The organism is Parasegetibacter sp. NRK P23 (genome assembly GCF_023721715.1).
GTDB lineage: Bacteria > Bacteroidota > Bacteroidia > Chitinophagales > Chitinophagaceae > Parasegetibacter.
This window is the reverse complement of the sequence record NZ_JAMDLG010000001.1, coordinates 2,538,136-2,559,594: the sequence shown is the minus strand read 5'-3', so window position 1 is coordinate 2,559,594 and position 21,459 is coordinate 2,538,136. Positions and strand designations below refer to the sequence as shown.

Genomic DNA, 21,459 nt, shown 5'->3' with positions numbered 1-21,459 from the left:
AATGAAAAAAGAAGTGTCGATTGCTGAAAAAGCCGCCGCGGCAGCCGAAACAGTAAAGGAAAAAGCTGCACAGGTTTGGGATGATGTAAAAGAAAAGACTGCTGAAATTGCCGAAGCCGCCAGCGAAAAGATCACCGATCTGAAGGAGAAAGTAACGGCTATTTTACCTGGCGCAAAGACTAAAAAGAAAAAGAAATGACCGGACGTGAACTACATTTCATGCAAATGGCCATAGCCCTTTCACGGAAAGGAATGGAAGGTGGATATGGCGGCCCTTTCGGCTGCGTGATCGTAAAAGGAGATGAAGTGGTGGGCCGCGGTTGGAACAATGTGGCAGCGCACAAAGATCCTACCGCGCATGCCGAAGTGGTGGCCATCAGGGACGCCTGCAGGTTCCTGGATCATTTTCAGCTGGATGGTTGTGAAGTATATGCCAGCTGCGAACCCTGTCCGATGTGCCTGGGGGCATTGTATTGGGCAAGGCCATCAAAAGTATTTTATGCGAACACGCGCCACGATGCGGCGGCCATTGGTTTCGACGACTCATTTATTTACAATGAACTGGAACTGCCAACTGAGTTAAGAAAGGTGCCACTGATTCATTTACCAGTGCCTTCCGCCACATTGGTCTTCGAGGACTGGAAACATCTTCCCGGAAAAACGATCTATTGACGGTAATGGAGGTGCAGCACGGTATAAGCGATCACGATCAGGCCCAGCAATACGATGAGTGCAAGATAAATCCATCGGAGGGAGATTTTTCTTTTCTTCCTGCCCCGGTTCTTTTTTTTCAACTGCGTTTCCAGGTGTAGGTTGATTTGCTGCACATGGTCGGCGATGGGCGTAGCAGGAGAAACCAGCGACAGGCCTTCCAGCGCGTCTTTCTCGAAGTCGGACGCTGCCATCCTCGCTTCCATTTCCGCGGCTTCCTGTTCGTTCAGTTCACCGCGCAGGAATTTGAGCAGCATCTTTTCATCGATGGGGCCGTTTCCTTGTTCGTATGGTGATTGTTCGTTCATGATGGTCGCTTCATTTTACGTTCCATAAGGATGCGGAGGTTGCGTTTTCCGTTCTGGATATGGCTCTTCACCTGCAACATCGAAAAACCGGTTTCAGCGCATATCTGCTGGTAGGATTTTTTTTCCAGGTAGAACAGTTTGATGCACCGTTGTTGCTCCGGGTTCAGCAGGGGGATCACCGATTCCATCAGGTTCAGTTGCCATTCGTGTTCCAGGATTTCTTCCACTGGTATTTCTGATTCGGAAGAAAGCGTGTGCTCGTGCAGTTCCGTCTTCTGCGGTTTTCCCCTCAGTTGCATCAGGCAATGGTTCTTCGCGATCATGTACACCCAGGATTTGAAGTAGCTCACTTCATACTTCTGCAGTTCGGTGAGTGCTTTCAGAAATACCTGTTGTACGGCATCGCGTGCTTCGTCTTCATCTTTCAGGTACTTCATGCAAACGCCGAACAGCAGCATGGTGTACCGTTCGAACAGGACGCCCAGCCACTCATTGTTCTGCTGGTGGCGGAACCGGTTCAGCAGTTCCTGGTCGGTAATGTCTTCAAATGATTTGATCGCCACGTGCCGCTAAGGTTTCCTGTTTGATGGATTCTTGGTAAATTTCCATAAAAATCGGCACATCAATATTTTATTATGCAAACTCTTTTTTCGGAGGAACAATTTTCTGTTGCCATCTGCATTGTGCCAGTCGCCCCTTTGCGCGCCACCGCTTCGCATCGTGCTGAAATGGTGAGCCAGCTCCTGTTTGGGGAACGGTGCCGCATACTCGAAAATGAACCGGGGGGATGGGTGAAAGTGCAGTTGCGTTTTGATGGTTATGAAGGCTGGTGCCAGCAAGCGCAGCTTCATGCTATAGATGCATCATTGTTTGAGCAGGAAAGCGAAGCATTTGCGGGCGATTGGGTGAACGATGTGATGTTGAACGGCGAGCCGGTGCGCATTCCGCTTGGCGCGTCCCTGCCCGGATTTCATCCCGAAGGTTTTTCGTGGGGCAAACTTCAGTTGTTGTATAAAGGGATTTTGTGGCGCCGGTCTGAAACACTTCGTGAAGATGTAATCCTGAAAGGGCTCGCGTTCCAGTTTCTTCACACCGGTTACCTGTGGGGCGGAAAATCCGTTTTCGGCGCAGACTGCAGCGGTTTCGTACAACAGGTGTTCAAATTAATGGGGGTGCCATTGCTCAGGGATGCGTCAATGCAGGCAGGGCAGGGAAAAGAAATCGGCTTCCTCGAAGAGACCCGTTGCGGCGACCTGGCTTTCTTCGACAACGAAGAAGGAAAAATCACGCACGTGGGGTTGTTACTCGGCGACGGACAAATTATCCACGCATCAGGAGAAGTGCGGGTGGATTTGATCCACCACGAAGGAATCATCAGCAGTACCACCGGCGAGCGCACACATAAATTGCGGTTATTGCGCAGGGTGCTGCCGGAATATGTTTTTGAGTAGGTATTGGACGTATGCAAGGCCTGGTGTTTTTATTCAACTTTACTTCCGTTGCGTAATCCGGAACGCCGGTATTAAGACGAATTAACGATATAAGCTTTGGACGGCTCGAGTAATGGCAGCATTGATTTCAACGCCGGAAGGAACGCCCTTAATTCCTCCAATTTACTTGTAGTAGTATTCAGCACCACGATACAAACTGGAAAATCTTTTAAGTGTTGCTGAAAGATCAGGTTTTTATCGATCGTAATCAGTACATCATAAGCATGATCCCTGCACAATCCCATCAATTTACCATTCTTGATTCCGCTCCACCCGCATTCCGCAACGGTGTACACTTCATATTCAGCCAGGAAAGGTTTCAGTTTTCTGGTTACACATTCATCAAGCAAAATTTTCATTCAGGATGTTTGTAGATGTTTCAATAAGTTTTTGAGACATCTCCAATAATTTGATCACCTGCTCTTTTTGTACCCCTTCAAAATCGTTCAGGAAGGTTTCGATGGAATCACCTGTTTCGAGGTAGTCAAACAGGTTCTTAATCGGTACCCTTGTGCCGAAGAATACCGGCGTGCCGCCAAGGATCTCCGGGTCGATATGGATAATTTTTCCGCTCATGAAACTACGTTTATCCAAATGTACCCTTTTTGAAGGATAATCATAGTGAGCGCCAGTGTGCCTGTTTAATAAAGAAATGTCTTTCATAAACACAAAACTATCTCAATGACCATTGCAAAAAAATAGGTGTTTTAACCCATAAAAAAAGGCCACCATACAGGCGGCCTTTATCCAATATTTGAAAAAAGCTTACATCATATCCATGGCCTTCACGAATGCGGTGACCACAAACGCGAGGGAGAGGGAAGAATATTCAGGAAGGAGGAACCACATACCTGCCATCAAAGCAAGCGATAAAAAGAAGTAAACCCAATATTTACCGGTTGATTTTTTTTCTTCCATACGTTTAAAATTTTGGCGAAATTAAGCGTTTTGTTCTTTATTTCCGAAGTTTTCCTGGTAAAGCTTGATGGCATCGCTCACAATTTTGAGCGCAGTGGCCTTATCCTGGAATTCTTCCACTTTTACGGTCTTGTTCTCGAGCCTTTTGTATTCTTCGAAGAAGTGACGCAGCTCACTGAAGAAATGCGGGGGCAGTTCTTCCATATTGTTGTAGTGGTTCACACTGGGATCGTTAGATGCCACCGCGATGATCTTATCGTCTCCGTCTCCGCCATCGATCATCTGCATTACGCCGATCACTTTGGCTTCCATGAGGGTGAGGGGCTGCACGGGGAGCGACGTGAACACGAGGATGTCCAGCGGATCCTTATCGTCACCATAAGTCTGGGGAATAAATCCGTAGTTCACAGGGTAGTGGAAAGAAGAGTAGATCACACGGTCCAGTTTCAGCAGGCCGCTTGCTTTGTCGATCTCGTATTTTGCTCTCGAGCCCTGGGGTATCTCGATGATCACATTTACCACTCTTGGGGCCTGGTCACCGGGTTCAACGCCGTGCCAGGGGTGTAACACTTGATGCATATTTGTTTTTTACTTAATATATGTTTTGTTTTGAGTAAGGTCTTAAGGCGGTGCAAAAGTAGTGTTCCTCTTTTATTGATGCACTCGTTTGCGTGAAAATTATATTATTTGTGGATAGATTTTGGTTCAGCAATGGTTTGCGCACTGTAAATTCCTTTGTGCCCGCTCACCATGTAAGCCGCCACACAAGCGGTGGCGAAGTACAGGATGTTCCCGCCGCCAAACAATTCGGCGCCCATAAGGGTACAGGCGATGGGGGTATTGGTGGCGCCACAGAACACAGCGATGAACCCAAGACCCGCGAACAGGTCTACCGGAACGCCCAATACCGGGGCCAGTACATTGCCCAGTGTTGCCCCGATAAAAAATAACGGGGTCACTTCACCGCCTTTGAAGCCCGAACCCAGTGTGATGGCCGTGAAAGCCAGTTTGATGGCCCAACTGAAGGTATCGGCTCCGCCAGTCTGGAATGCGTTGATGATAGAAACTCCGGTTCCATCTTTGGTATGCACGCCCAGCCCCAGGTAATCACCCGCTCCCGGCAGGCTGCCCAATGCTACCATTACAATGCCCCCCGCCACTGGCACCAGCCAGGGTTTAGGCATAATTCTTTTCATTTCCGCGCTCCAGTTGCGCACCGACCAGGCGAACAAGCGTCCTGCCAGACCGAAAGCTACACCTGCCGCCACGGCTTTTACCCAAAGCAAGGGATCGGTGAGGTAGGGATCGGCTTCCGCGATGGTTTGGACCTTATATAAAGTGTGGTGCACACCCCAGGCCATGCAGGTGAGGTGCCCGGCATAACCCGCGATCATGCAGAAAAGGAGTGAACGGTAGCGGATATTGCCGATGGAAACTACTTCAAGTGCGAAGATGGCACCTGTAACGGGCGTTCCGAAAACCGCGCCGAATCCAGCCGCCATGCCCGCTGAAATAAGCAATGTTTTATCCTGGGGACCAATCTTGAAAATCGGAAAAAAAGAAGCGGCCATGCTGCCGCCAATCTGGACGGCGGTTCCTTCGCGACCGGCCGAACCGCCAAAAAGATGAGTGATGAGGGTGGATGCCAACACCAGCGGGGCCATTCTCCTCGGAATGCCGGCATCGGGCGATTGAATTTCGTTCAGCAAAAGGTTATTCCCCTTCTCACTGTTTTTGCCGTAATGATGGTACAGGTACCATATACCCAAACCGGCCACAGGCAACAAATACAACAGCCACGGATGTTGCCAGCGCAGATTGGTGGCCATATCCAGCGAAACAAGAAAAAATGCCACGAGCGAACCGGTAGCGCCGCTGATCAGCAGTACCCGGATTGTTTGAAGCAGATAATACTTTGCGGACATCCGTTACAGGTTTCCGGAGAACGTGTACTTGAAATCCACTTTCCAGGTGCCGTCTCTTTTGATGACCTTTAATACCTGGGGTTTCTTTTTGTAACTGTTCGAGAAGTTGATGATGGAAACGGAGTCGCTTACTTCTTCTTCTGAATTGATGGTGATGCTGGCCCGGCGGAAAGCCTCCCGGTCGTCGGAGGAAAGGTTGCGGTAACTCTCTTCCCAGCGGGTGAGCAGGTTCTGGTTTGTACTGTCTTCGAGGAGGAAAAAGGCGGCTTTCTTGTAATTGCCATCTAAAGAGGCGCGCACAAATTCTCTGCCGGCGTCAAGGGCGTTCTCTGCATTTTTTGGCGCGTCGTCGTGGGAATTGCATGCAAGCCAACAGCCTGTTACTGTGGTTAAGAACAATAACAGGCTGCGTTTTTTACTTTTCAACATTTGAATTATGATTGATGTCTGTTCTGGGATCGTTGTTCCAGATACGCTTCCTCACGTTCCTTGTCTTTGTCGTAGGCGCGGATAATGGCTTTCACCAGTCTGTGCCTTACAACGTCTTCTTCGTCCAGCTCAATATGCGCGATGCCATCAATGTGTTTCAGGATGCGGGTGGCTTTATCCAGACCGCTTCGCTGGTTCTTGGGAAGGTCCACCTGTGTGGGGTCTCCCGTTATAATGGCTTTCGCGTTGGCGCCTATACGGGTCAGGAACATTTTCAATTGCAGTTCGTTGGAGTTCTGCGCCTCATCGAGGATGATGAAGGCGTTGTCCAGCGTTCTTCCGCGCATATAAGCCAGCGGTGCAATTTCGATGGTCCTGGTACTCATGTAGTAACCAAGTTTATCGGCGGGAATCATGTCGTCCAGCGCATCGTATAGCGGACGAAGATACGGATCAATTTTTTCTTTCAGGTCGCCGGGTAAAAAACCAAGGCTTTCGCCTGCTTCCACCGCGGGACGTGTGAGGATGATTTTTTTAACGGCCTTGTTTTTCAGGGCGCGTACGGCCAGGGCTACGGCAGTATATGTTTTACCGGTACCCGCGGGTCCGATTGCGAATACAATATCATTCTTATCGCAGGCGGTTACCATGCGTTTCTGGTTGGCCGTCCGGGCGCGTACGGTTTTTCCGTTCGGACCAAATACTAAAATGTCGTTCGGATTTCTTTCTACAAAATTGTCAACGGTCTCGGCATCGTCTCCACCAAGGATCTGTTCAAAATAATTCTCACTCATGTGTCCGTTTCTTTCGAGGTACTGCACAATGAGGTCGATCTTTTCTTTGGCGGTTTCCACTTGTTCAGGGGCGCCGCTGAGTTTGATCTGTGTGCCGCGTGAGAGGATCTTGAGTAGTGGGAATTTCTTTTTCAGGAGGTCCAGCTTTCCGTTGTTGACCCCGAAGAATTCAATGGGGTTCACCGTTTCGAGGTTGATGATCGTGTCTGTCAAGGTGTTCGAATTTTGGTTCACAATTACTGGCGCTGCAAAGGTTCAGTGCAATTTATATGCCTTCAGCAATGAAGGTCATACACTGATAACGCTTCTAACCAAATATAGTTTTTGAACACTATTAGATGCAATTTTAGTTATTAACAGGATGTTGAAAGAAATGTCTGTAAAGCACTGTTATTTAATTCTTAACCGAAATTGTGTAATGCTGTTTTTTAACGTTTACCAGCGCCCCACGAGTTTGATGTTCAGCAACCGGGGTGTGAGCCGGTTGGGAATGGAGAAAACGTTGTTGGAAAAGTCTTTCACCATCTGGTAAGAAATGGTATTCGCCCTGTCGATGAGGTTGAACACCTCGAGGCTGAGCCAGATGTTTTTGAAGTTCCTGAACGGGCTTTTGCTTCTCCTGTTGCTGGCGTCGGTGTCCAGTAAAAGCGCGCTGAATCCCATGTCCATGCGGATGTAGGGTTCAATGATGAGCGCGTTTCTGTACTTCACGCTATTGGGTAAGTTAAAGGGCATATTGCTGCCGTAAATAGCGTTAATGTGCACCTTGAAGTTCTTGTTGGTGGAAAGGTAGTCCTGGAAGAAAAGGCCGAAGGTGATGAAGCGGTCGGTAGGGCGCCTGAACCAGCCTCCGTTCACCAAAGTGCTGTCGGTTGGATTGTTCTGTTCATCCAGTGTGTAGTTGTAATAAGTATCGTTTTCCAGGTTCTCTCTTGTGCGCATGAAACCCAGGCTCACCCAGCTTTCCGCGTCTTTTACGATCTCTCCGAAGAGGCGGGTTTCAAATCCGGCGGCATAGGCTTTTGCGTTGTTCTCTCCTGCGTAACGGATCTTCACGTTCTCCTGGTCGTAGGTAACCACATCGTACAGGTTCTTGTACCATGCTTCGGTGGTAAGGCGGAAGGGACGGTCGTTCCAGGTAAACTGGTAATCCATTCCCGCGCTGACCTGCCAGCTTTTCTGTGCCAGCAGGTCGCGGTTCACGCTGCCATCGGGTCTGCGGAGTTCGCGGTAAAAAGGAGGCTGGTGGTAAGCGCCGAGTGAAGCACGGAAAATAATGTCCTTCTTCCATTCCGGCCTGAACGTGCCCTGCAGTCGTGGCGACAGCAACAGTTCTTTATTGAGTGCGTTGTAATTGAAGCGAAGTCCTGCCTGTAAAGTAAATTTTCCTGAATCTGAAGGGAGAAGATTGTCCTGAAGGTACCCGGTCAGTCTGATGAAATCCAGGTCCGCATTGGAACGGATCGCTTTGTTCAGGGTGAGCGCGCCGGGCTGGTAGGGAAGGGAGTAACCTGCTGAATCCTGCAACTCCCATTCATTCAGTTTGTCGTAGATATTGTATTGCTCAAGGCCAAGTCCCCATTGGATGAAATGTTTTCCTGCATCCAGCGCTCCTTTGTGAGAGAGGTGCAGGTTCTGGAGGTTGAGCCTGTTCCGGGCGAACTGCTGGTAAAGTCCGGCACCAAGGGGATTGGTGATGGAACCAAATTCCGGTTTGCTTTTATCGAATTCTCTTTCTCCAAAAAGATAGGTGCCTGAAATGTCGATGGATTCTTCTTCTTTGTTCTGAAAATAAGAAGCCATCCATTTGAGCCGGAGTTTATCGTTCACGATGCGCTCCGCGGAAATGCCGAGCATATTGGTGGCGTACCGGTCTTTTTCTTTTCCTTCAAAATAAATATCGAGGGCGATGTTGGCGGTGTAGAAGGGACTGAATACCGAGGTGGATTGCTGGCTGAAGGTGGGTTCCAGACTAAACTTTGTTCCAGAGCGGATACCCGTGGCCGATAGTTCCCAACGGTTGTTGGGGCGATACGTCAGGAAAGCCTGCACATCAGAAGAGGAAGGTACGTAATTGCCCTGTGTTTCCTGGCTCGCCAGCAGGTTGCGGTTGCTTCTGTTCCTGGCCCCGGCCAGCCAACTGAGTTTGCCGTTCCTGGAGGCGCCTTCCAGGTGCAGTCCCTGTTCCAGCAGGGAGATGTAAGCGGATCCGCCGCTGCGCGAAGGTTGTTTGTATTTTATATCGAGTACCGAAGAAATTTTATCGCCATATTTCGCTTGGAAACCGCCATTGTAAAATTGTACGCTGCGTGTAAGTTCGGGGTTAATGAAACTCAACCCTTCCTGTTGTCCGCTGCGCACCAGGTATGGTCTGTATACTTCAAAATCGTTGATATAGATAAGGTTCTCATCATAATTGCCACCCCGCACGGAATATTGGGAGGTCAGCTCATTGTTGGAACCTACCAGTATTTTGATAAGGCTTTCAATGCCGCCTGTGGTAGAAGGAAGTATCAACGCGTTTTTAGGGTTAATGCTCACCAATCCCGGTTGATAACGGTCGGCATTGTTGGTGACCACTACTTCTTTTAAAGTATTGGTTTCCCTTTCAAGCTTAATGGTGATCGTTTCCACCTCCCCGGTATTCAGGATGAAATTCTTCTGAAGCGGCTTGTATCCTGTATAAGTAAATACCAGCGCAAAGGCTTTGTTGGAGGGAACGGTCCATTCAAACCGGCCGGAATCATTGGAATTCAATCCGCCGTTCTTTCCCAGCATTGAAATCGAGGCGCCACTCAGCGGATGATCATTCTCATTCAGTATTATGCCTTTTACGGTAGCCGTTTTGTTTTGCGCGACGGCTATTTTTCCTAAAGAAAGCAGGAGGAAAGAAATCAATAAGCAGCGGAAAATAGTGGGGGATAGCATTCAGCGTTGGTTCAGCTAATGGGTTGGGTATTCTTTAAAGCGGCGATGGTGGCCATTGGGTCTTTCGATTTGAAAACGGTGCTGCCAGCTACCAGTACGTCTGCCCCGGCACCCAGTATTTGTGCCGCGTTGTCTTCGGTAACGCCGCCGTCAATTTCGATCAGCGCCGAGGCTTTGCGTTCCTCGATCAGTTTTTTAAGTTGCCTGATCTTTTCTAAGGTATGCGGAATGAATTGTTGCCCGCCAAAACCAGGATTCACACTCATCAGGCAAACCACATCCACATCGTTGATGATATCGGTAAGCAGGTGAATGGGGGTATGCGGGTTAACAGCGATACCGGGTTTCATACCCAGTTGCCGTATCTGTTGAATGTTCCGGTGGAGGTGCGGACAGGCTTCAATGTGTACCGTTAATATATCCGCGCCTGCTTTTTTGAACGCCTCAGCGTATAAACCCGGTTCCTCGATCATCAGGTGAACGTCACAGGTTTTTTGGGTGGTGGTCCTGATCTGTTCAATCACGGGCAGGCCGAAACTGATGTTCGGCACAAATCGCCCGTCCATTACGTCGAGGTGGAACCAGTCTGCTTCTGAAGCGTTCAGCATGTCGCAGGTTTCCTGTAAACGCAGGAAATTGGCGGCAAGCAGGGAGGGAGCGATGATCGGCATTGTATCAGTTTTTGGAGATAATTCGCTGCAATATAATCAGTCGGCGAGTTTCTGCAACGCTTCACGTGCGGCTTTATAGTCCGGATCGAGTCCTATCGCTTTTTTATATTGGTTGGCCGCGGTGGTTTTTTCTCCCATTTCTTCGAGGCATTTGCCCTGCCAATAATAAGCATCGGGATAGCTGTTGGAAACGGTGGCAGCCAGTTGGAACACTTTAAGCGCGTCGCGGTAATTTTTCTGGTTGAACAACAATCGCCCCTTTTCCGTGTAAGACTCCATGAAAGTATGGTCGATATTGATGCTTTGGTTGAAGGAACGGAGCGCCTCCGGCTGATTGCCTTTTTGAAGATGGTATATGCCTTTAATGTAGTAGGGGTCTCCTTTGGGGTTTTGCCGGCTCATGCGTGCGATCAGTGTATCAGACAGTTCCAGCGCTTTGGAGTTTCCTGTAACGGCATACAGGTAAGCCAGGCTAAAAGGCGTTTCGGAAGCAGGTTCTATCCTGTAAGCGGTTTCGTAAGCGAGGATGCCTGCGGTGGTATCTTTCAGTTCCAGCAACAGTTCTCCTTTAAAAAGGTGCAGCGCGGGGTTGAGGGAATCTTTTTGCAGGATGGTGTCCGTTTGGCGGAGTGCTGGCCTCAATTCGCCCTGGCGCCGTAAGCGGGCCGCGAGTTGCATACGGAGGGGGAGAGAATCAGGATAAGAACGGATTTCAGCTTTCAAACGGCTGATCGTATTCTGTTCCGGTTGTTCCTCCTGCTGTTGTCCTCCGGCGGAACCATTGTGCTGGCAGGAACTTCCCGCAAAAAAAGAGGTCATCAGGATAACATATGCGGCGTAACTGAACTTCATCTGCTTCAAAATTTATTGCGGGCCCGAAAACTGAAATTAAACATTCCAGTATTAAACGAACAAAATGCAGAAAAGGTATATTTGCATTTCAATCAACAAATTACGCGTTCTATCTTAATAATTTTCAACTCTTTAAAATTACACGCATGTACACAGGAATGCTCCATTTGCATAGTTTTTTACGCTGGGTGATCCTTCTTTTGCTGGTCATCGCCATCCTCAGAAGTATCGCAGGTATCTCCGGTAAAAAAGCGTTCACGCCAGGTGATAAGAAAACCGGGCTTTTCCTGATGATTTCCTGCGATATTATGTTATTGATCGGATTGTACCTTTGGGCCGTGGGCGATAGTTGGGGGCTGGTGCACATCAAGGCCGAAGGCATGGCTGGTGTAATGAAGAACCCCACCATGCGTTTCTTCGCGGTGGAGCACTTCATCAGCATGATCATCGCCATCGCGCTGGTGCACGTAGGCAAATCCTTCGCGAAGAAGAATATCGCCGACGAAGTGAAGCACAAGCGTTCCCTGCTGTTCTATGGACTGGCATTGCTGGTGATCCTGATTTCCATTCCCTGGCCGTTCCGCGAAATCGGAGCAGGCAGAGGCTGGTTCTGATAAAAAATGTTTCGTTCAATCGTATTTCTTTCCGGCACGGTATTCCGGGAAGAAATACGATTTTGATTTACATCCTACTGTTTTTTCAATAAACAGCTAAATTTTTTGTTGTGGTTCCCTCGAAAAAGATCATAGTAACCATCGATGGCTGGTCCTCCTGCGGAAAAAGTACACTCGCCAAGCAGCTGGCGAAGGAACTGAACTACGTTTATATAGACAGTGGCGCGATGTACCGGGCCGTTACCCTGTATTTTCTGAGGAACCATATCGACTGGACCAGTCCCGTACAGGTGGTAGAGGCCCTGCAAAATATTCACCTGGATTTCCGTTTCAACGAACAAAGCGCCCAGAGCGAAATGTTCCTGAATGACGAAAATGTGGAATACGTGATCCGCGACCTTGTGGTGGCCGAAAAAGTAAGCGATGTGGCTTCCATTAAGGAAGTACGCGATTTCGCCGTGGCCCAGCAACGGAAAATGGGTGCCCGGAAAGGCATTGTAATGGACGGCCGCGACATCGGTACCGTGGTTTTCCCCCATGCCGAACTAAAAATATTCATGACCGCCGATAACGCCATCCGGGTGCAGCGGCGCTTCAAAGAACTCTTCCAGAAGAACCCCAACATCAGCATTGAAGAGGTGAAAAATAACCTCGAAATGCGCGACTACATTGATTCTCACCGCGAAATAAGCCCGCTCCGGCAAGCAGATGACGCCATCGTTATCGACAATACACACCTCACCATGGAGCAACAATTACACAAGGCTTTGCATCTCGTTAACGAAAAATGCGGGTAAAACACTTGCAGGTTTTCAAAATGGCATTTACCTTTGCCTAAGCATTAACACCTATTCGTACCCAAAATCCTCTTAAAAACTCCATCGGTTAATCTGTATGGCTTTTATGGTAAACTTCTACTGAAAAGTAGTGCTGTCCATTTATTGCCCGCGCTTAACCACCTCCAATCTCCGGTTTGAAAAACGGCTTTACCACTGTTCACATACAAACCACAATAAGATGAATAATTTTTACACAAACAACGGCAAAAGCCGTAACGGCATCGTATTGCCTATTCTTTTTGCCCTGATCTCTTTCTTCGCCACTGCCGCGCAGGCGCAATGCCCATCCGGCTCCGTGGCTCCTACCAACTGGGCCACTTATAACAATGGAGATGTAGTTTGTATTTCTTCTTCCTTCACCGGTGGTCTTACCCTTAACAATGGCGCTAAACTGTTCATCTCCAGTACCGGTTCCTTCACCGGACAACTTACCGCCAAACAAGGTTCTATTGTAGAAGTAGCTGTTGGCGGCACATTCAGTCCTTCAGGTCTTTGGGATTTTAAAGGTTCACTGCTCAATTATGGTACCGCGGTACTGAATAGCGCCAGTTTCAAAACCGGTGCAAGCATTCAGAACGAAGGCGCCATCAGCGGAAACAGCCTTCAGTATATGGATGGACCGCTTACTTTCTCCAACGCGGTATGCGGTACCATGAACATGCCTTCCCTCCAGGTGAAGAATAACGTTACTTTCAATAACAATGGCCGTCTTAATATTTCAGGATCTTTTGAAGTGCAGAGTGGCGGGAAATTTAATAACCGCGGTCGCCTTTATGTATCCGGCAGTTCCGTGATCACCGGGAAAGTGTACAACGAATCATGGATGGTGTTGCAGGGTACGAGTTTGAACCCCGGAGATTCTATTGTTAACCTGCACTACCTGGTGTTCAACGGTGGTATCACCGTAGACAAGCCCATCCGAAACGAAGGACTGGTGATGGTGAACGGGTTGGTGAACTTCAATTCAGCGGGTACCCTCCGTCAGACAAATCCTTCCGCGCTTTTCCGCATCTCCGGCGATATGACCCGTGACAACGTGAGCAACACCGGCGGTAACCTTTATGTGGGTGGAACAACCATTCACAACAACAGCCAACTGAACGGCCTGAATGCTTCCAACAAACTGAAAGTAAACAAAAGCATGAATAACCTCGGTTCCAATGTAGTGGTGGATGCCACCATGCCTTTGTACGATACCACCAACTTTGCGGACAGCTATGGAGCTCCGCTCAACTGTCAGGCTGCCGGAGCGCCTACACCTGTTAAGCTGAGTAGCTTTGAAGCCGCGGAGAAAAACGGAAAAGTTTACCTGAAGTGGACCACTGAAATGGAACTGAACCACAGTTATTTTGAAGTGGAATCCGCTACGGACGGAAAGAATTTTACCGCCATCGAAAAGATCGCTGGTAAAGGAAACGCTTCCACTCAGCAACAGTACAACGCCATTCATACGCAACCCGCGGCAGGCTTTAATTTCTACCGCCTTAAAATCGTGGCAACCGATGGTACCGTTGAATACAGCAATGTAGTAAAACTGAACATGGGTTCCTCCCTGAGTGTAGAACAAGTAAAAACCTATCCCAACCCTTTCATCGACCGCATCAATCTTGATGTAAAACTCGACAAAACACAACAGGTACAGGTGCTGCTGGTCGACAACGCAGGAAAAGTAATGCAGTCGAAGAGCATGCAGCTTTCCGCCGGCCGCCATACCGTGGAAGTGCCCAACCTGGCCGCTTACGCCAAAGGTATTTATACCGTGATCCTGCAAACGCAGGAGCAGAAAGTGGCCATGAAACTGATGAAGTAACACTGTGGTTTGTATAAAAAAGAGGGCCGTCGCATTCTTGCGATGGCCCTTCTTGTTATTTGGAAGTTTTATTTTTTTACGAGATTACCGGATCAGTTGTGCCCGGAATCAATTCCCGTACCCTTTCAATCACCTGCTCCACCAAAGCATCAGGGCAGGACGCGCCACTGGTCATGAGTATACGAAGTGGCCTGTTCGCTGGAAGATAATCGGTGGAAAGCAGTTCGCGCGCATGATGAAAATCGTAATGCAGTATGGAAGTATCCGATAATATTTTTGACGCGTCGCTGATAAAATAGGTCGGGAGTTTCTCTTCACAGAGTTCTACAAGGTGAGAAGTATTGGAACTGTTATACCCGCCCACCACAATGGCTATATCCGCGGGTGTTTCCAACATGCCATACACGGCCTGCTGGTTGTCGTTGGTGGCATAACAAAGTGTGTCGCGGGTATCGGCGAATCTTTCGGTGGTGTTTTCGGGTTTCAGATCGAATACTTTCACCATGATTTTTTTCAGGTATTCTGCGATCTCCTGTGTATCGCTGGCCAGCATGGTGGTTTGGTTCACCACGCCGATACGCTGCAGGTCTTTTTCAGGATCGAATCCCGGGGAAAATCTGCCTTCGAAGAGGGTGAAAAAATCTTCTTTAGCACGTTCACCTGTAATGATTTTCCCGAGTTCAATGGTTTCTTTAATGTCTTTTACCACAAGGGTAGGCGTTCCCGCGGCGCTGTGGGAGAAAGTGGCACGGGTCTCTTCATGCCCGGGTTTGCCATGTACCACCACGCTGTAGCCTTTTTCCGCGATCTGGGCGGAACGGTTCCATACTTTCTCCACGAAGGGGCAGGTGGTGTTGTAATGTTCAACGGCTATGCCCATTTCGTGCAACTTGGATTCCATTTCCAGGGTAGTGCCGAAAGCAGGGATCAGCACAATGTCTTCGGCGCTCAGGGTTGAAAGGGGAATCAGTTCATTGCCTTTCGTATCCATCAGGAAGCGGACACCTCTTGAAATAAGGTCGGCGTTTACCTGCGGGTTGTGGATCATTTCACTGAGGAGGTAGATGTTTTTTCCCGGGTTTTCCTCCACCGTACGGAACGCGATCTCAATAGCGTTTTCCACGCCATAGCAGAAGCCAAAATGCCTGGCCAGGTAAATGTGCAGTGGTCCGAAATTGAGCAGGGTAGGCGTGAAGTCTTTCTTCAGCTTATCCTTGCTGCGTCGTTGTTGTTTGATGGACGTAATGAGCGGACTTCTGTAAAAAGCGGGCACATTGAATTGCTTCATCCGTGGAATATATTTTTCTTTACCCTAACGGGAATATTGTTCATTTGTTCGGCCTTACGGCACGCTGCTTGCGAGTGGTAAAGGTACAAAGTTCCCGAAATACATTAATTTAACCGGCAAACACTATCAATGGCTGTTCTTTTTGATCCTCCTTCCTGGGCTTTTTCTGCGAATATTTATGAAGTGAACCTTCGGCAATACACGCCCGAAGGTACCATCCGTGCTTTTATGGACCACCTGCCCCGGCTGGCGGATATGGGCGTTCAGGTGTTGTGGCTCATGCCGGTTACGCCCATCGCGGTGGAAGGAAGAAAGGGTACGCTGGGAAGTTATTACGCCTCGAAGGCTTTCCGGGCGCTGAACCCGGAATTCGGCACCCTGGATGATTTCCGTGCACTGGTGGATAAGGTACACGAACTGGGGATGAAGCTCATCATCGACTGGGTCGCGAACCATACCGGTCTTGACCATGAATGGACCCGTACAAACCCTGATTTTTACCTGTGTGACGCAGCGGGAAATTTCACGGAAAAAAACGGGTGGGACGATGTGATTGACCTCGATTACACCAACCCTGCCCTCGAAGAAGAAATGATCGCCTGTATGGAATGGTGGCTGCAAAGCTTCAAGATAGATGGGTTCCGCTGCGATATGGCACACCTTGTGCCGCTTTCATTCTGGCAAAAGGCCCGGACCCGGCTGGATGCGCGGCAGCAACATTTCTGGCTCGCCGAATGCGAGGAAGTGCGCTACCACGATGTATTTGATGTTACCTACACCTGGGAATGGATGCATGCCAGCGAAAGGTTCGCGAAACAACAAGCCTCCATGCAGGACCTCTGGGAATTGTTGTACAAACTGGACCACCGGTTTCCCCCGGTTGCCATGCGCGCTTATTTTACGACGAACCACGACGAGAACAGTTGGAATGGTACGGAATACGAGAAGTTCGGTGGACTGGCACTGCCACTGGCTGTATTCTCCGCTACCTGGAATGGGATGCCCCTATTGTACAGCGGCCAGGAAATGCCCAACATTAAACGGCTGAAGTTCTTCGATAAAGATGAGATAGAATGGAATGAAAGGCCCGCCCTGCATGAGTTCTATAAGAAACTGTTTCACCTCCGCGCTGTGCATTCCGCCCTTCGGGCGGGCGATACGAATGTATATACCCAACGTATTCCTACTTCTCACCCTTTACAGGTGTTTTGCTTTGTACGTGAAAACCAGGGTGCACGCGTGTTGATTATGCTGAATTTCTCCGCTTCTACCGTAAGTTTTTCATTGAATACTGAAATCGCGTCGGGCCAATTTACGGAGCTGTTTGGTAACAACGAAGTTGTGCTGGAAAGTAATACCTCAATCACCCTCCCGCCTTATGGCTATTATGTTTTCCATCAATAGCAACCATGTTGGTATAGGATTCTCCTGCAACTCTTCTGAATAATACACTATAAAACAAAAATCCTCCCGGTTATTACCGGGAGGATTTTTGTTTATTCGGGTCTGACCAGTTATTATCTGTCCAGTTCGTTCAATCCATAGGAGAAAATACCTTCAACGTTCAGGTAAATACCTTCCAGAATTGTGCTGCTGCCCGCTTTTGAAAGCGCGGCCTTCAGTTCATCTACGCTTGTTACCGGGCTGTTACCGGCTTTCAGGATAATGAAACCGTTCTTCATCCTGGTTTGATCTGCGATGAGGCCTGTGGAAGAAATACCTTTAACCACCACGCCACCTTTAATGCCGAGTTCTTTTGCTTTGGAGGCTTCCAGGTTCACAAATTCAGCGCCCATTTTATCGAGTACGGAACCCTTTACAGCTGCAAGCGTATTGGAACCGTTCTTCAGTGTTACATTCGTCGTATATTCTTTGCCGTTACGCAGGTAAGTGATGGCCACTTTTTCGCCAATACTGTAAGAGGCTATTTTTCCTACCATTTCCGGTCCGCTGTAAGTGTTGGAGCCATTGATTTTGGTAATGATGTCCCCTTTCTTAATACCGGCATCCTGTGCGGCGCCTCCGGGCACCACTTCCATTACATATACGCCTTCACCTTCAGGAATGCCGTTGGCCTTTTTCTGATCATCGCTCAACAACTCGTTGGGGTATTGAATACCAATGTAGCCGCGTTGAACAGAACCAAACTTCATAAGGTCATTCACGATCTTCTTTACCAGGTTCACCGGAATCGCATAAGAATAGCCGGAATAATAACCTGTGGGAGAAGCGATCGCGGAGTTGATGCCCACCAGCTCACCGTTGGTGTTGATGAGTGCACCACCACTGTTGCCCTGGTTCACGGCCGCATCGGTCTGTATGAAAGATTCGATTACATTCGTAGGGTTCGCCTGGCGCTGGTTGATGCCCAGACTTCTTGCTTTAGCGGAAACAATACCTGCTGTAACGGTAGTTTCCAGGTTCAGTGGATAACCAATCGCCAGTACCCACTGACCAATCTTGATGTTATCGGAATTGCCATACAATACGAAGGGAAGGTTCTTGCCGTCAATTTTCAGTACAGCGAGGTCGCTGCCCGGATCGTTGCCCACTACTTTGGCTTTATAGGTCTTCTTATTGCTGAGCGTCACATTTATTTCATCGGCGATGCCATTATTACCATTAGATACCACGTGGTTGTTGGTAACAATATAGCCGTCCTCGCTGATGAGGACACCGGAGCCCGAAGCACGTTGTTCAGGAATCACGGTGGGGCCGTATCCGAAGAAGTCGCCGAAGATGTCATCGAAACCACCATTGCCGCGCCTGTTGTTGTTAACACGTTGCTGCATGGTTTTCGTTTTAATGTGCACAACGGCCGGCGCCGCCGCGGCAGATGCCTGCGTGAAGTCAACCGGAGCCGCTACATTGCCCGAAGCGTCTACGAAATTCGCGTAATTGGCAGGAATTTTTCCGTCGGTTGCGGAATAGGAGTTGTTATTGCCGCCGATCCATTTACCATATCCCCATACACTCAGTACGGAGGTTCCGGCACTGATCAGCACAATGGAAAGAATCTGTTTGATTTTCATTTTGCTACTCATTTAAGTTCTCTAATCTTATTCAAATTTAATGCCTTGCGTACAAAATAAACGAGAACGTTCGTATATGGTTGTTGCCGAAAGCCCATTTAACAGTAAATTAGTAAGATTTTCGTAGATGTTAACGGTTCTATGGGAAACTCGGTGAAAAATTGACAGTGAAGATTGACAGTCTGCATGTCATTTTTTTAGGGTCAGCAAAAACTCCATTGTGTCCACACCATCAGCATAATCCTCCAGTTCAGGGACCTGCGCCTTTCCGAAAGGAATATGGTTCCTGCCTACCAGGCATTGGAGTTCCTCACTGCCTTCCAATGCATCTATTACCGCGTTGGGCGCGCGGTAAAATTCATAATGCAGTACAGCAATCGGTGCGAAAAGTGATTTGTTTTCCACCAGCAGCATTGTGTTTTTCGTCATGAAATATTCCTTGTTCAGGATACGGACTGCGAGGTGGTAGTCGAAGTTGCTTCTGAATTTCGGGTGATCGAAGAACCACGCATAGGGTTCGAATGCTTCCAGCAGGGGCAGGAAATCATAATTTTCGGGCACGAAAAGTTTGGTCACATTCCGGCAGCCCATACCGAAATAAAGGTGGATATCGGTGGCGAGCGCGTTCAGTTCTTCAGGAGATTCCTCACCCGTAAGTATAGCCGCAGAAGTACGGTTCTTCCGGATAATGTTGGGGAACTTCCCGAAATACTGGTCGAAATACCGCGCTGAATTGTTGCTGCCTGTAGCGATGTACGCGTCGGCGCCTTTAAGCGTTTCTTCGAAACGGGTCTGTCCTTTTATTTCGGGTGCCTGTTTTTCCAGCCATTGTACCAGGTGGGGGAGCAGTACATCGTCTTTGGAAGAAAGTTTCACCATTGCTGTGTGTCCCGTAATAAAAGCACAGAGCCAGTCGTGGAACCCCACCATTGGAATATTTCCCGCCATCACGATGCCCACGTTGGCCGGAGCTGTATTTTCTTCCGGAAGCTGGTAGTTTCCGGCCCAGGCCGTGAGTTTTTCTTCTTTCAGCCATCCGGCAATGCCGGCTATGGCGTTGGCCGTAAACTGTTCGTTGAACCAGGGATTTTTTTGCAGGGCAAGTTCCTTTGCTTCGGCCCATCCGGGTTCGTTTCCATTCATATATCCGCCTAGCTTTACCAGCAGGGCAATTCTTTCTTGCAGGTTCATTTCGTTGATCTTCTGTATCAAACCGGCGCTTTCTTGCGCTGTTTTTTGTAAAAAATTGTACGTTTGCCGTGTAAAGTTATTGCAAATCATACTGTTTAAAATAAAGAACCTATGGCGATCAAAATAACCGATGAGTGTATCAACTGTGGCGCGTGTGAACCCGAATGCCCCAATACCGCCATTTATGAAGGCGGCGTGGAGTGGGCCATATCAGACGGAACTGCGGTGAAAGGTCTTTTCACCATGATGGATGGCAGTACAATAGATGCCGATCAGCGCAATGCCCCTGTAAGCGTGGATATTTATTACATTGTTCCCAATAAATGCACCGAATGCCAGGGCTTCCATGAAGAGCCCCAATGCGCGGCCGTTTGCCCCGTGGATTGCTGTGTGCCCGATGAAATGTACCAGGAAACCGTGGAGGAACTGATGGACAAGAAAGCGAAGCTGCATGTGTAAAAGAAATTCTTGGCCGTTTCGGAAATTTTATTAACTTAGTTTAAGCAATTTCAAACTCTTAATAAGAGTAGCCTAGCGCTACCTAATGCAGGCGGGTGATATTTCCCGTCGAGAATCAAGGGTGAAGGGACAAACAACCTTCACCTTTTATTTTTTCCTTTACTTTGCTTTCAGAAAATTCAACCAATACATGAAGCCCGTTATCGCATTCGTAACCGGTGGTTACTCCGGTGAAGCCGTTGTTTCCTATAAAAGCGCCATTACCATCGAACAAAACCTGGACCCGGAAAAATACGAGGTGTACCGCATCAATATCACGCCTGAAGAATGGTTTCATCCTACGGCCGATGGCGGAAAAATACCGGTAGATAAAAGTGATTTCACCCTTACGATTGCCGGGAAAAAAATCCGTTTCAACGGGGTATTCATCGGTATCCACGGAACACCGGGTGAGGATGGGAAACTGCAGGGGTACTTCGATCTGATGGGCTTGCCCTATACTTCTTGCGACGCGGCCGTTTCTGCCCTTACATTCAATAAAAGGTATACGGTAGCCGTGGCGGCTTTTGGCGGGATCAGGGTGGCGAAATCGCTTCACCTGTTCAAAGCGCAGCCGCTTTCCTCCGCACAGGTGCTGGCTCAATTGAAACTGCCCGTTTTTGTGAAGCCAAACAATGGAGGCTCCAGTATCGGGATGAGTAAGGTAAACCTGCCAGAAGAATTGGCGCCCGCCATCGAAAAAGCATTTAAGGAAGATGCCCAGGTGCTGGTGGAGGAATTTATTACGGGCCGGGAGTTCACCATCGGCGTCTATCGCTCAAAAGGCGCCATTCATGTGCTGCCGATCACTGAAGTGAAAAGCAAGAAAGAGTTTTTTGATTTTGAGGCGAAATACACGCCTGGCCTGGCGATGGAGACCACGCCCGCTGAAATAGATGCCGCGCTCCAATCCCAATTGGAAATGAATGCTAAAAAGGTTTACGAGCTTTTCAACTGCCGGGGCGTGGTGCGCATGGATTTTATTTATGAACCGGAAATAAAAGAGCCTTTCCTCCTGGAGATCAATACCGTGCCCGGACAAAGCGAGGCAAGTATCGTTCCGCAACAGGTACGCGCCTCCGGTGGAACGCTGAAAGATTTTTACTCCGCCCTCCTGGATGAATGTTTGGCATAATTTTGTTTTCTTTGAACCACCCAAAC

General features: G+C 48.7%; 24 protein-coding genes. 9 read left to right on the top strand and 15 right to left on the bottom strand.

All coding sequences use genetic code 11. The features are described 5' to 3' along the window. The first annotated feature begins 1 nt into the window (after position 1). Together M4J38_RS10435 and M4J38_RS10430 are read left to right on the top strand one after the other, a co-directional pair. Positions 2–199 carry a hypothetical protein gene (locus M4J38_RS10435; RefSeq protein WP_251759503.1) on the top strand — a complete coding sequence of 66 codons (198 nt, stop codon included), beginning with the start codon at positions 2–4 and terminating at the stop codon, positions 197–199. After that, the gene (locus M4J38_RS10430) at positions 196–672 is read left to right on the top strand and encodes a nucleoside deaminase (protein ID WP_251759502.1); all 477 of its coding nucleotides are present in this window, start codon (positions 196–198) and stop codon (positions 670–672) included. Before M4J38_RS10435 ends, M4J38_RS10430 begins: the two co-directional genes overlap by 4 nt. On the opposite strand, the gene M4J38_RS10425 is transcribed toward M4J38_RS10430, so the two are convergent. Together M4J38_RS10425 and M4J38_RS10420 are read right to left on the bottom strand one after the other, a co-directional pair. Further along, entirely contained in the window at positions 666–1,019 is a 354-nt protein-coding gene (locus M4J38_RS10425) for a hypothetical protein (protein ID WP_251759501.1), read from the bottom strand. The two genes, M4J38_RS10430 and M4J38_RS10425, sit on opposite strands and share 7 nt — an antisense overlap. Then, on the bottom strand, positions 1,016–1,582 hold the full coding sequence (locus M4J38_RS10420) for an RNA polymerase sigma factor (protein ID WP_251759500.1): 567 nt from the start codon (positions 1,580–1,582) through the stop codon (positions 1,016–1,018). The genes M4J38_RS10425 and M4J38_RS10420 overlap by 4 nt, the downstream gene beginning before the upstream one ends. 72 nt (positions 1,583–1,654) lie before the next feature. On the opposite strand from M4J38_RS10420, the gene M4J38_RS10415 reads away from it, so the two are divergent. Further along, entirely contained in the window at positions 1,655–2,470 is an 816-nt protein-coding gene (locus M4J38_RS10415) for a C40 family peptidase (protein WP_251759499.1), read from the top strand. Positions 2,471–2,541: 71 nt separating this feature from the next. Here M4J38_RS10415 and M4J38_RS10410 read toward each other — a convergent pair whose 3' ends face one another. From M4J38_RS10410 to M4J38_RS10365, 10 genes are all read right to left on the bottom strand, one after another. Continuing rightward, positions 2,542–2,868 carry a DUF5615 family PIN-like protein gene (locus tag M4J38_RS10410; protein ID WP_251759498.1) on the bottom strand — a complete coding sequence of 109 codons (327 nt, stop codon included), beginning with the start codon at positions 2,866–2,868 and terminating at the stop codon, positions 2,542–2,544. Then, the gene (locus M4J38_RS10405) at positions 2,852–3,085 is read right to left on the bottom strand and encodes a DUF433 domain-containing protein (RefSeq protein WP_251759497.1); all 234 of its coding nucleotides are present in this window, start codon (positions 3,083–3,085) and stop codon (positions 2,852–2,854) included. The genes M4J38_RS10410 and M4J38_RS10405 overlap by 17 nt, the downstream gene beginning before the upstream one ends. A 189-nt stretch (positions 3,086–3,274) precedes the next feature. Next, positions 3,275–3,427 (bottom strand): hypothetical protein, encoded by a 153-nt coding sequence (locus M4J38_RS10400; RefSeq protein ID WP_251759496.1) that lies wholly within the window; start codon positions 3,425–3,427, stop codon positions 3,275–3,277. 21 nt (positions 3,428–3,448) lie between these two features. Then, a complete protein-coding gene (locus M4J38_RS10395) occupies positions 3,449–4,006 on the bottom strand; it encodes an inorganic diphosphatase (protein ID WP_251759495.1) in 558 nt (185 codons plus the stop codon). 104 nt (positions 4,007–4,110) lie between these two features. Beyond that, complete coding sequence (locus M4J38_RS10390) at positions 4,111–5,352, bottom strand: voltage-gated chloride channel family protein (RefSeq protein ID WP_251759494.1); 1,242 nt, start codon at positions 5,350–5,352, stop codon at positions 4,111–4,113. A 3-nt stretch (positions 5,353–5,355) separates the two neighbouring features. Beyond that, positions 5,356–5,781 carry a DUF4878 domain-containing protein gene (locus M4J38_RS10385; RefSeq protein WP_251759493.1) on the bottom strand — a complete coding sequence of 142 codons (426 nt, stop codon included), beginning with the start codon at positions 5,779–5,781 and terminating at the stop codon, positions 5,356–5,358. Positions 5,782–5,786: 5 nt separating this feature from the next. Next, positions 5,787–6,788, bottom strand: a complete 1,002-nt coding sequence (locus M4J38_RS10380; protein ID WP_251759492.1) for a PhoH family protein — start codon at positions 6,786–6,788, stop codon at positions 5,787–5,789. A 222-nt stretch (positions 6,789–7,010) separates the two neighbouring features. Next, complete coding sequence (locus tag M4J38_RS10375; RefSeq protein WP_251759491.1) at positions 7,011–9,503, bottom strand: TonB-dependent receptor; 2,493 nt, start codon at positions 9,501–9,503, stop codon at positions 7,011–7,013. An 11-nt stretch (positions 9,504–9,514) separates the two neighbouring features. After that, a complete protein-coding gene (rpe, locus tag M4J38_RS10370; protein ID WP_251759490.1) occupies positions 9,515–10,174 on the bottom strand; it encodes a ribulose-phosphate 3-epimerase in 660 nt (219 codons plus the stop codon). Between the two features lie 36 nt (positions 10,175–10,210). Next, a complete protein-coding gene (locus M4J38_RS10365; protein WP_251759489.1) occupies positions 10,211–11,026 on the bottom strand; it encodes a lipopolysaccharide assembly protein LapB in 816 nt (271 codons plus the stop codon). Between the two features lie 146 nt (positions 11,027–11,172). Here M4J38_RS10365 and M4J38_RS10360 point away from each other — a divergent pair, with 146 nt between their 5' ends. From M4J38_RS10360 to M4J38_RS10350, 3 genes are all read left to right on the top strand, one after another. Beyond that, positions 11,173–11,640: a hypothetical protein gene (locus M4J38_RS10360; RefSeq protein WP_251759488.1), complete on the top strand. Its 468-nt coding sequence runs from the start codon at positions 11,173–11,175 to the stop codon at positions 11,638–11,640. 110 nt (positions 11,641–11,750) lie between these two features. After that, positions 11,751–12,437, top strand: a complete 687-nt coding sequence (gene cmk / locus M4J38_RS10355) for a (d)CMP kinase (protein ID WP_251759487.1) — start codon at positions 11,751–11,753, stop codon at positions 12,435–12,437. A 220-nt stretch (positions 12,438–12,657) separates the two neighbouring features. Further along, positions 12,658–14,289 (top strand): T9SS type A sorting domain-containing protein, encoded by a 1,632-nt coding sequence (locus tag M4J38_RS10350; RefSeq protein WP_251759486.1) that lies wholly within the window; start codon positions 12,658–12,660, stop codon positions 14,287–14,289. 76 nt (positions 14,290–14,365) lie between these two features. On the opposite strand, the gene M4J38_RS10345 is transcribed toward M4J38_RS10350, so the two are convergent. Next, on the bottom strand, positions 14,366–15,577 hold the full coding sequence (locus M4J38_RS10345; protein WP_251759485.1) for a 4-hydroxy-3-methylbut-2-enyl diphosphate reductase: 1,212 nt from the start codon (positions 15,575–15,577) through the stop codon (positions 14,366–14,368). Positions 15,578–15,706: 129 nt separating this feature from the next. Here M4J38_RS10345 and M4J38_RS10340 point away from each other — a divergent pair, with 129 nt between their 5' ends. Continuing rightward, positions 15,707–16,981 (top strand): alpha-amylase family glycosyl hydrolase, encoded by a 1,275-nt coding sequence (locus M4J38_RS10340; protein ID WP_251759484.1) that lies wholly within the window; start codon positions 15,707–15,709, stop codon positions 16,979–16,981. Between the two features lie 113 nt (positions 16,982–17,094). Here the strand turns inward: M4J38_RS10340 and M4J38_RS10335 are convergent, their stop codons facing one another. Together M4J38_RS10335 and M4J38_RS10330 are read right to left on the bottom strand one after the other, a co-directional pair. Further along, positions 17,095–18,609 carry a trypsin-like peptidase domain-containing protein gene (locus M4J38_RS10335; RefSeq protein WP_251759483.1) on the bottom strand — a complete coding sequence of 505 codons (1,515 nt, stop codon included), beginning with the start codon at positions 18,607–18,609 and terminating at the stop codon, positions 17,095–17,097. Positions 18,610–18,798: 189 nt separating this feature from the next. Continuing rightward, positions 18,799–19,821, bottom strand: a complete 1,023-nt coding sequence (locus M4J38_RS10330; RefSeq protein ID WP_251759482.1) for an acyl-CoA reductase — start codon at positions 19,819–19,821, stop codon at positions 18,799–18,801. 90 nt (positions 19,822–19,911) lie between these two features. On the opposite strand from M4J38_RS10330, the gene M4J38_RS10325 reads away from it, so the two are divergent. Together M4J38_RS10325 and M4J38_RS10320 are read left to right on the top strand one after the other, a co-directional pair. Beyond that, the gene (locus tag M4J38_RS10325) at positions 19,912–20,259 is read left to right on the top strand and encodes a 4Fe-4S dicluster domain-containing protein (protein ID WP_251759481.1); all 348 of its coding nucleotides are present in this window, start codon (positions 19,912–19,914) and stop codon (positions 20,257–20,259) included. A 190-nt stretch (positions 20,260–20,449) separates the two neighbouring features. After that, positions 20,450–21,433, top strand: coding sequence for a D-alanine--D-alanine ligase (locus M4J38_RS10320; RefSeq protein WP_251759480.1), 984 nt, complete (start codon positions 20,450–20,452; stop codon positions 21,431–21,433). The last annotated feature ends 26 nt before the right edge of the window (positions 21,434–21,459 follow it).

Excerpts from the sequence above, each read along its gene's own strand:
- M4J38_RS10320 (WP_251759480.1), top strand. The coding sequence starts at position 20,450 with ATGAAGCCCGTTATCGCATTCGTAACCGGTGGTTACTCCGGTGAAGCC.
- M4J38_RS10335 (WP_251759483.1), bottom strand. The coding sequence starts at position 18,609 with ATGAAAATCAAACAGATTCTTTCCATTGTGCTGATCAGTGCCGGAACC.
- M4J38_RS10415 (WP_251759499.1), top strand. The coding sequence starts at position 1,655 with ATGCAAACTCTTTTTTCGGAGGAACAATTTTCTGTTGCCATCTGCATT.
- rpe (WP_251759490.1), bottom strand. The coding sequence starts at position 10,174 with ATGCCGATCATCGCTCCCTCCCTGCTTGCCGCCAATTTCCTGCGTTTA.
- M4J38_RS10395 (WP_251759495.1), bottom strand. The coding sequence starts at position 4,006 with ATGCATCAAGTGTTACACCCCTGGCACGGCGTTGAACCCGGTGACCAG.
- M4J38_RS10340 (WP_251759484.1), top strand. The coding sequence starts at position 15,707 with ATGGCTGTTCTTTTTGATCCTCCTTCCTGGGCTTTTTCTGCGAATATT.
- M4J38_RS10430 (WP_251759502.1), top strand. The coding sequence starts at position 196 with ATGACCGGACGTGAACTACATTTCATGCAAATGGCCATAGCCCTTTCA.
- M4J38_RS10435 (WP_251759503.1), top strand. The coding sequence starts at position 2 with ATGAAAAAAGAAGTGTCGATTGCTGAAAAAGCCGCCGCGGCAGCCGAA.
- M4J38_RS10350 (WP_251759486.1), top strand. The coding sequence starts at position 12,658 with ATGAATAATTTTTACACAAACAACGGCAAAAGCCGTAACGGCATCGTA.
- M4J38_RS10345 (WP_251759485.1), bottom strand. The coding sequence starts at position 15,577 with ATGAAGCAATTCAATGTGCCCGCTTTTTACAGAAGTCCGCTCATTACG.
- M4J38_RS10410 (WP_251759498.1), bottom strand. The coding sequence starts at position 2,868 with ATGAAAATTTTGCTTGATGAATGTGTAACCAGAAAACTGAAACCTTTC.
- M4J38_RS10405 (WP_251759497.1), bottom strand. The coding sequence starts at position 3,085 with ATGAGCGGAAAAATTATCCATATCGACCCGGAGATCCTTGGCGGCACG.
- M4J38_RS10325 (WP_251759481.1), top strand. The coding sequence starts at position 19,912 with ATGGCGATCAAAATAACCGATGAGTGTATCAACTGTGGCGCGTGTGAA.
- M4J38_RS10365 (WP_251759489.1), bottom strand. The coding sequence starts at position 11,026 with ATGAAGTTCAGTTACGCCGCATATGTTATCCTGATGACCTCTTTTTTT.
- M4J38_RS10390 (WP_251759494.1), bottom strand. The coding sequence starts at position 5,352 with ATGTCCGCAAAGTATTATCTGCTTCAAACAATCCGGGTACTGCTGATC.
- M4J38_RS10425 (WP_251759501.1), bottom strand. The coding sequence starts at position 1,019 with ATGAACGAACAATCACCATACGAACAAGGAAACGGCCCCATCGATGAA.
- M4J38_RS10400 (WP_251759496.1), bottom strand. The coding sequence starts at position 3,427 with ATGGAAGAAAAAAAATCAACCGGTAAATATTGGGTTTACTTCTTTTTA.
- M4J38_RS10375 (WP_251759491.1), bottom strand. The coding sequence starts at position 9,503 with ATGCTATCCCCCACTATTTTCCGCTGCTTATTGATTTCTTTCCTCCTG.
- M4J38_RS10385 (WP_251759493.1), bottom strand. The coding sequence starts at position 5,781 with ATGTTGAAAAGTAAAAAACGCAGCCTGTTATTGTTCTTAACCACAGTA.
- M4J38_RS10360 (WP_251759488.1), top strand. The coding sequence starts at position 11,173 with ATGTACACAGGAATGCTCCATTTGCATAGTTTTTTACGCTGGGTGATC.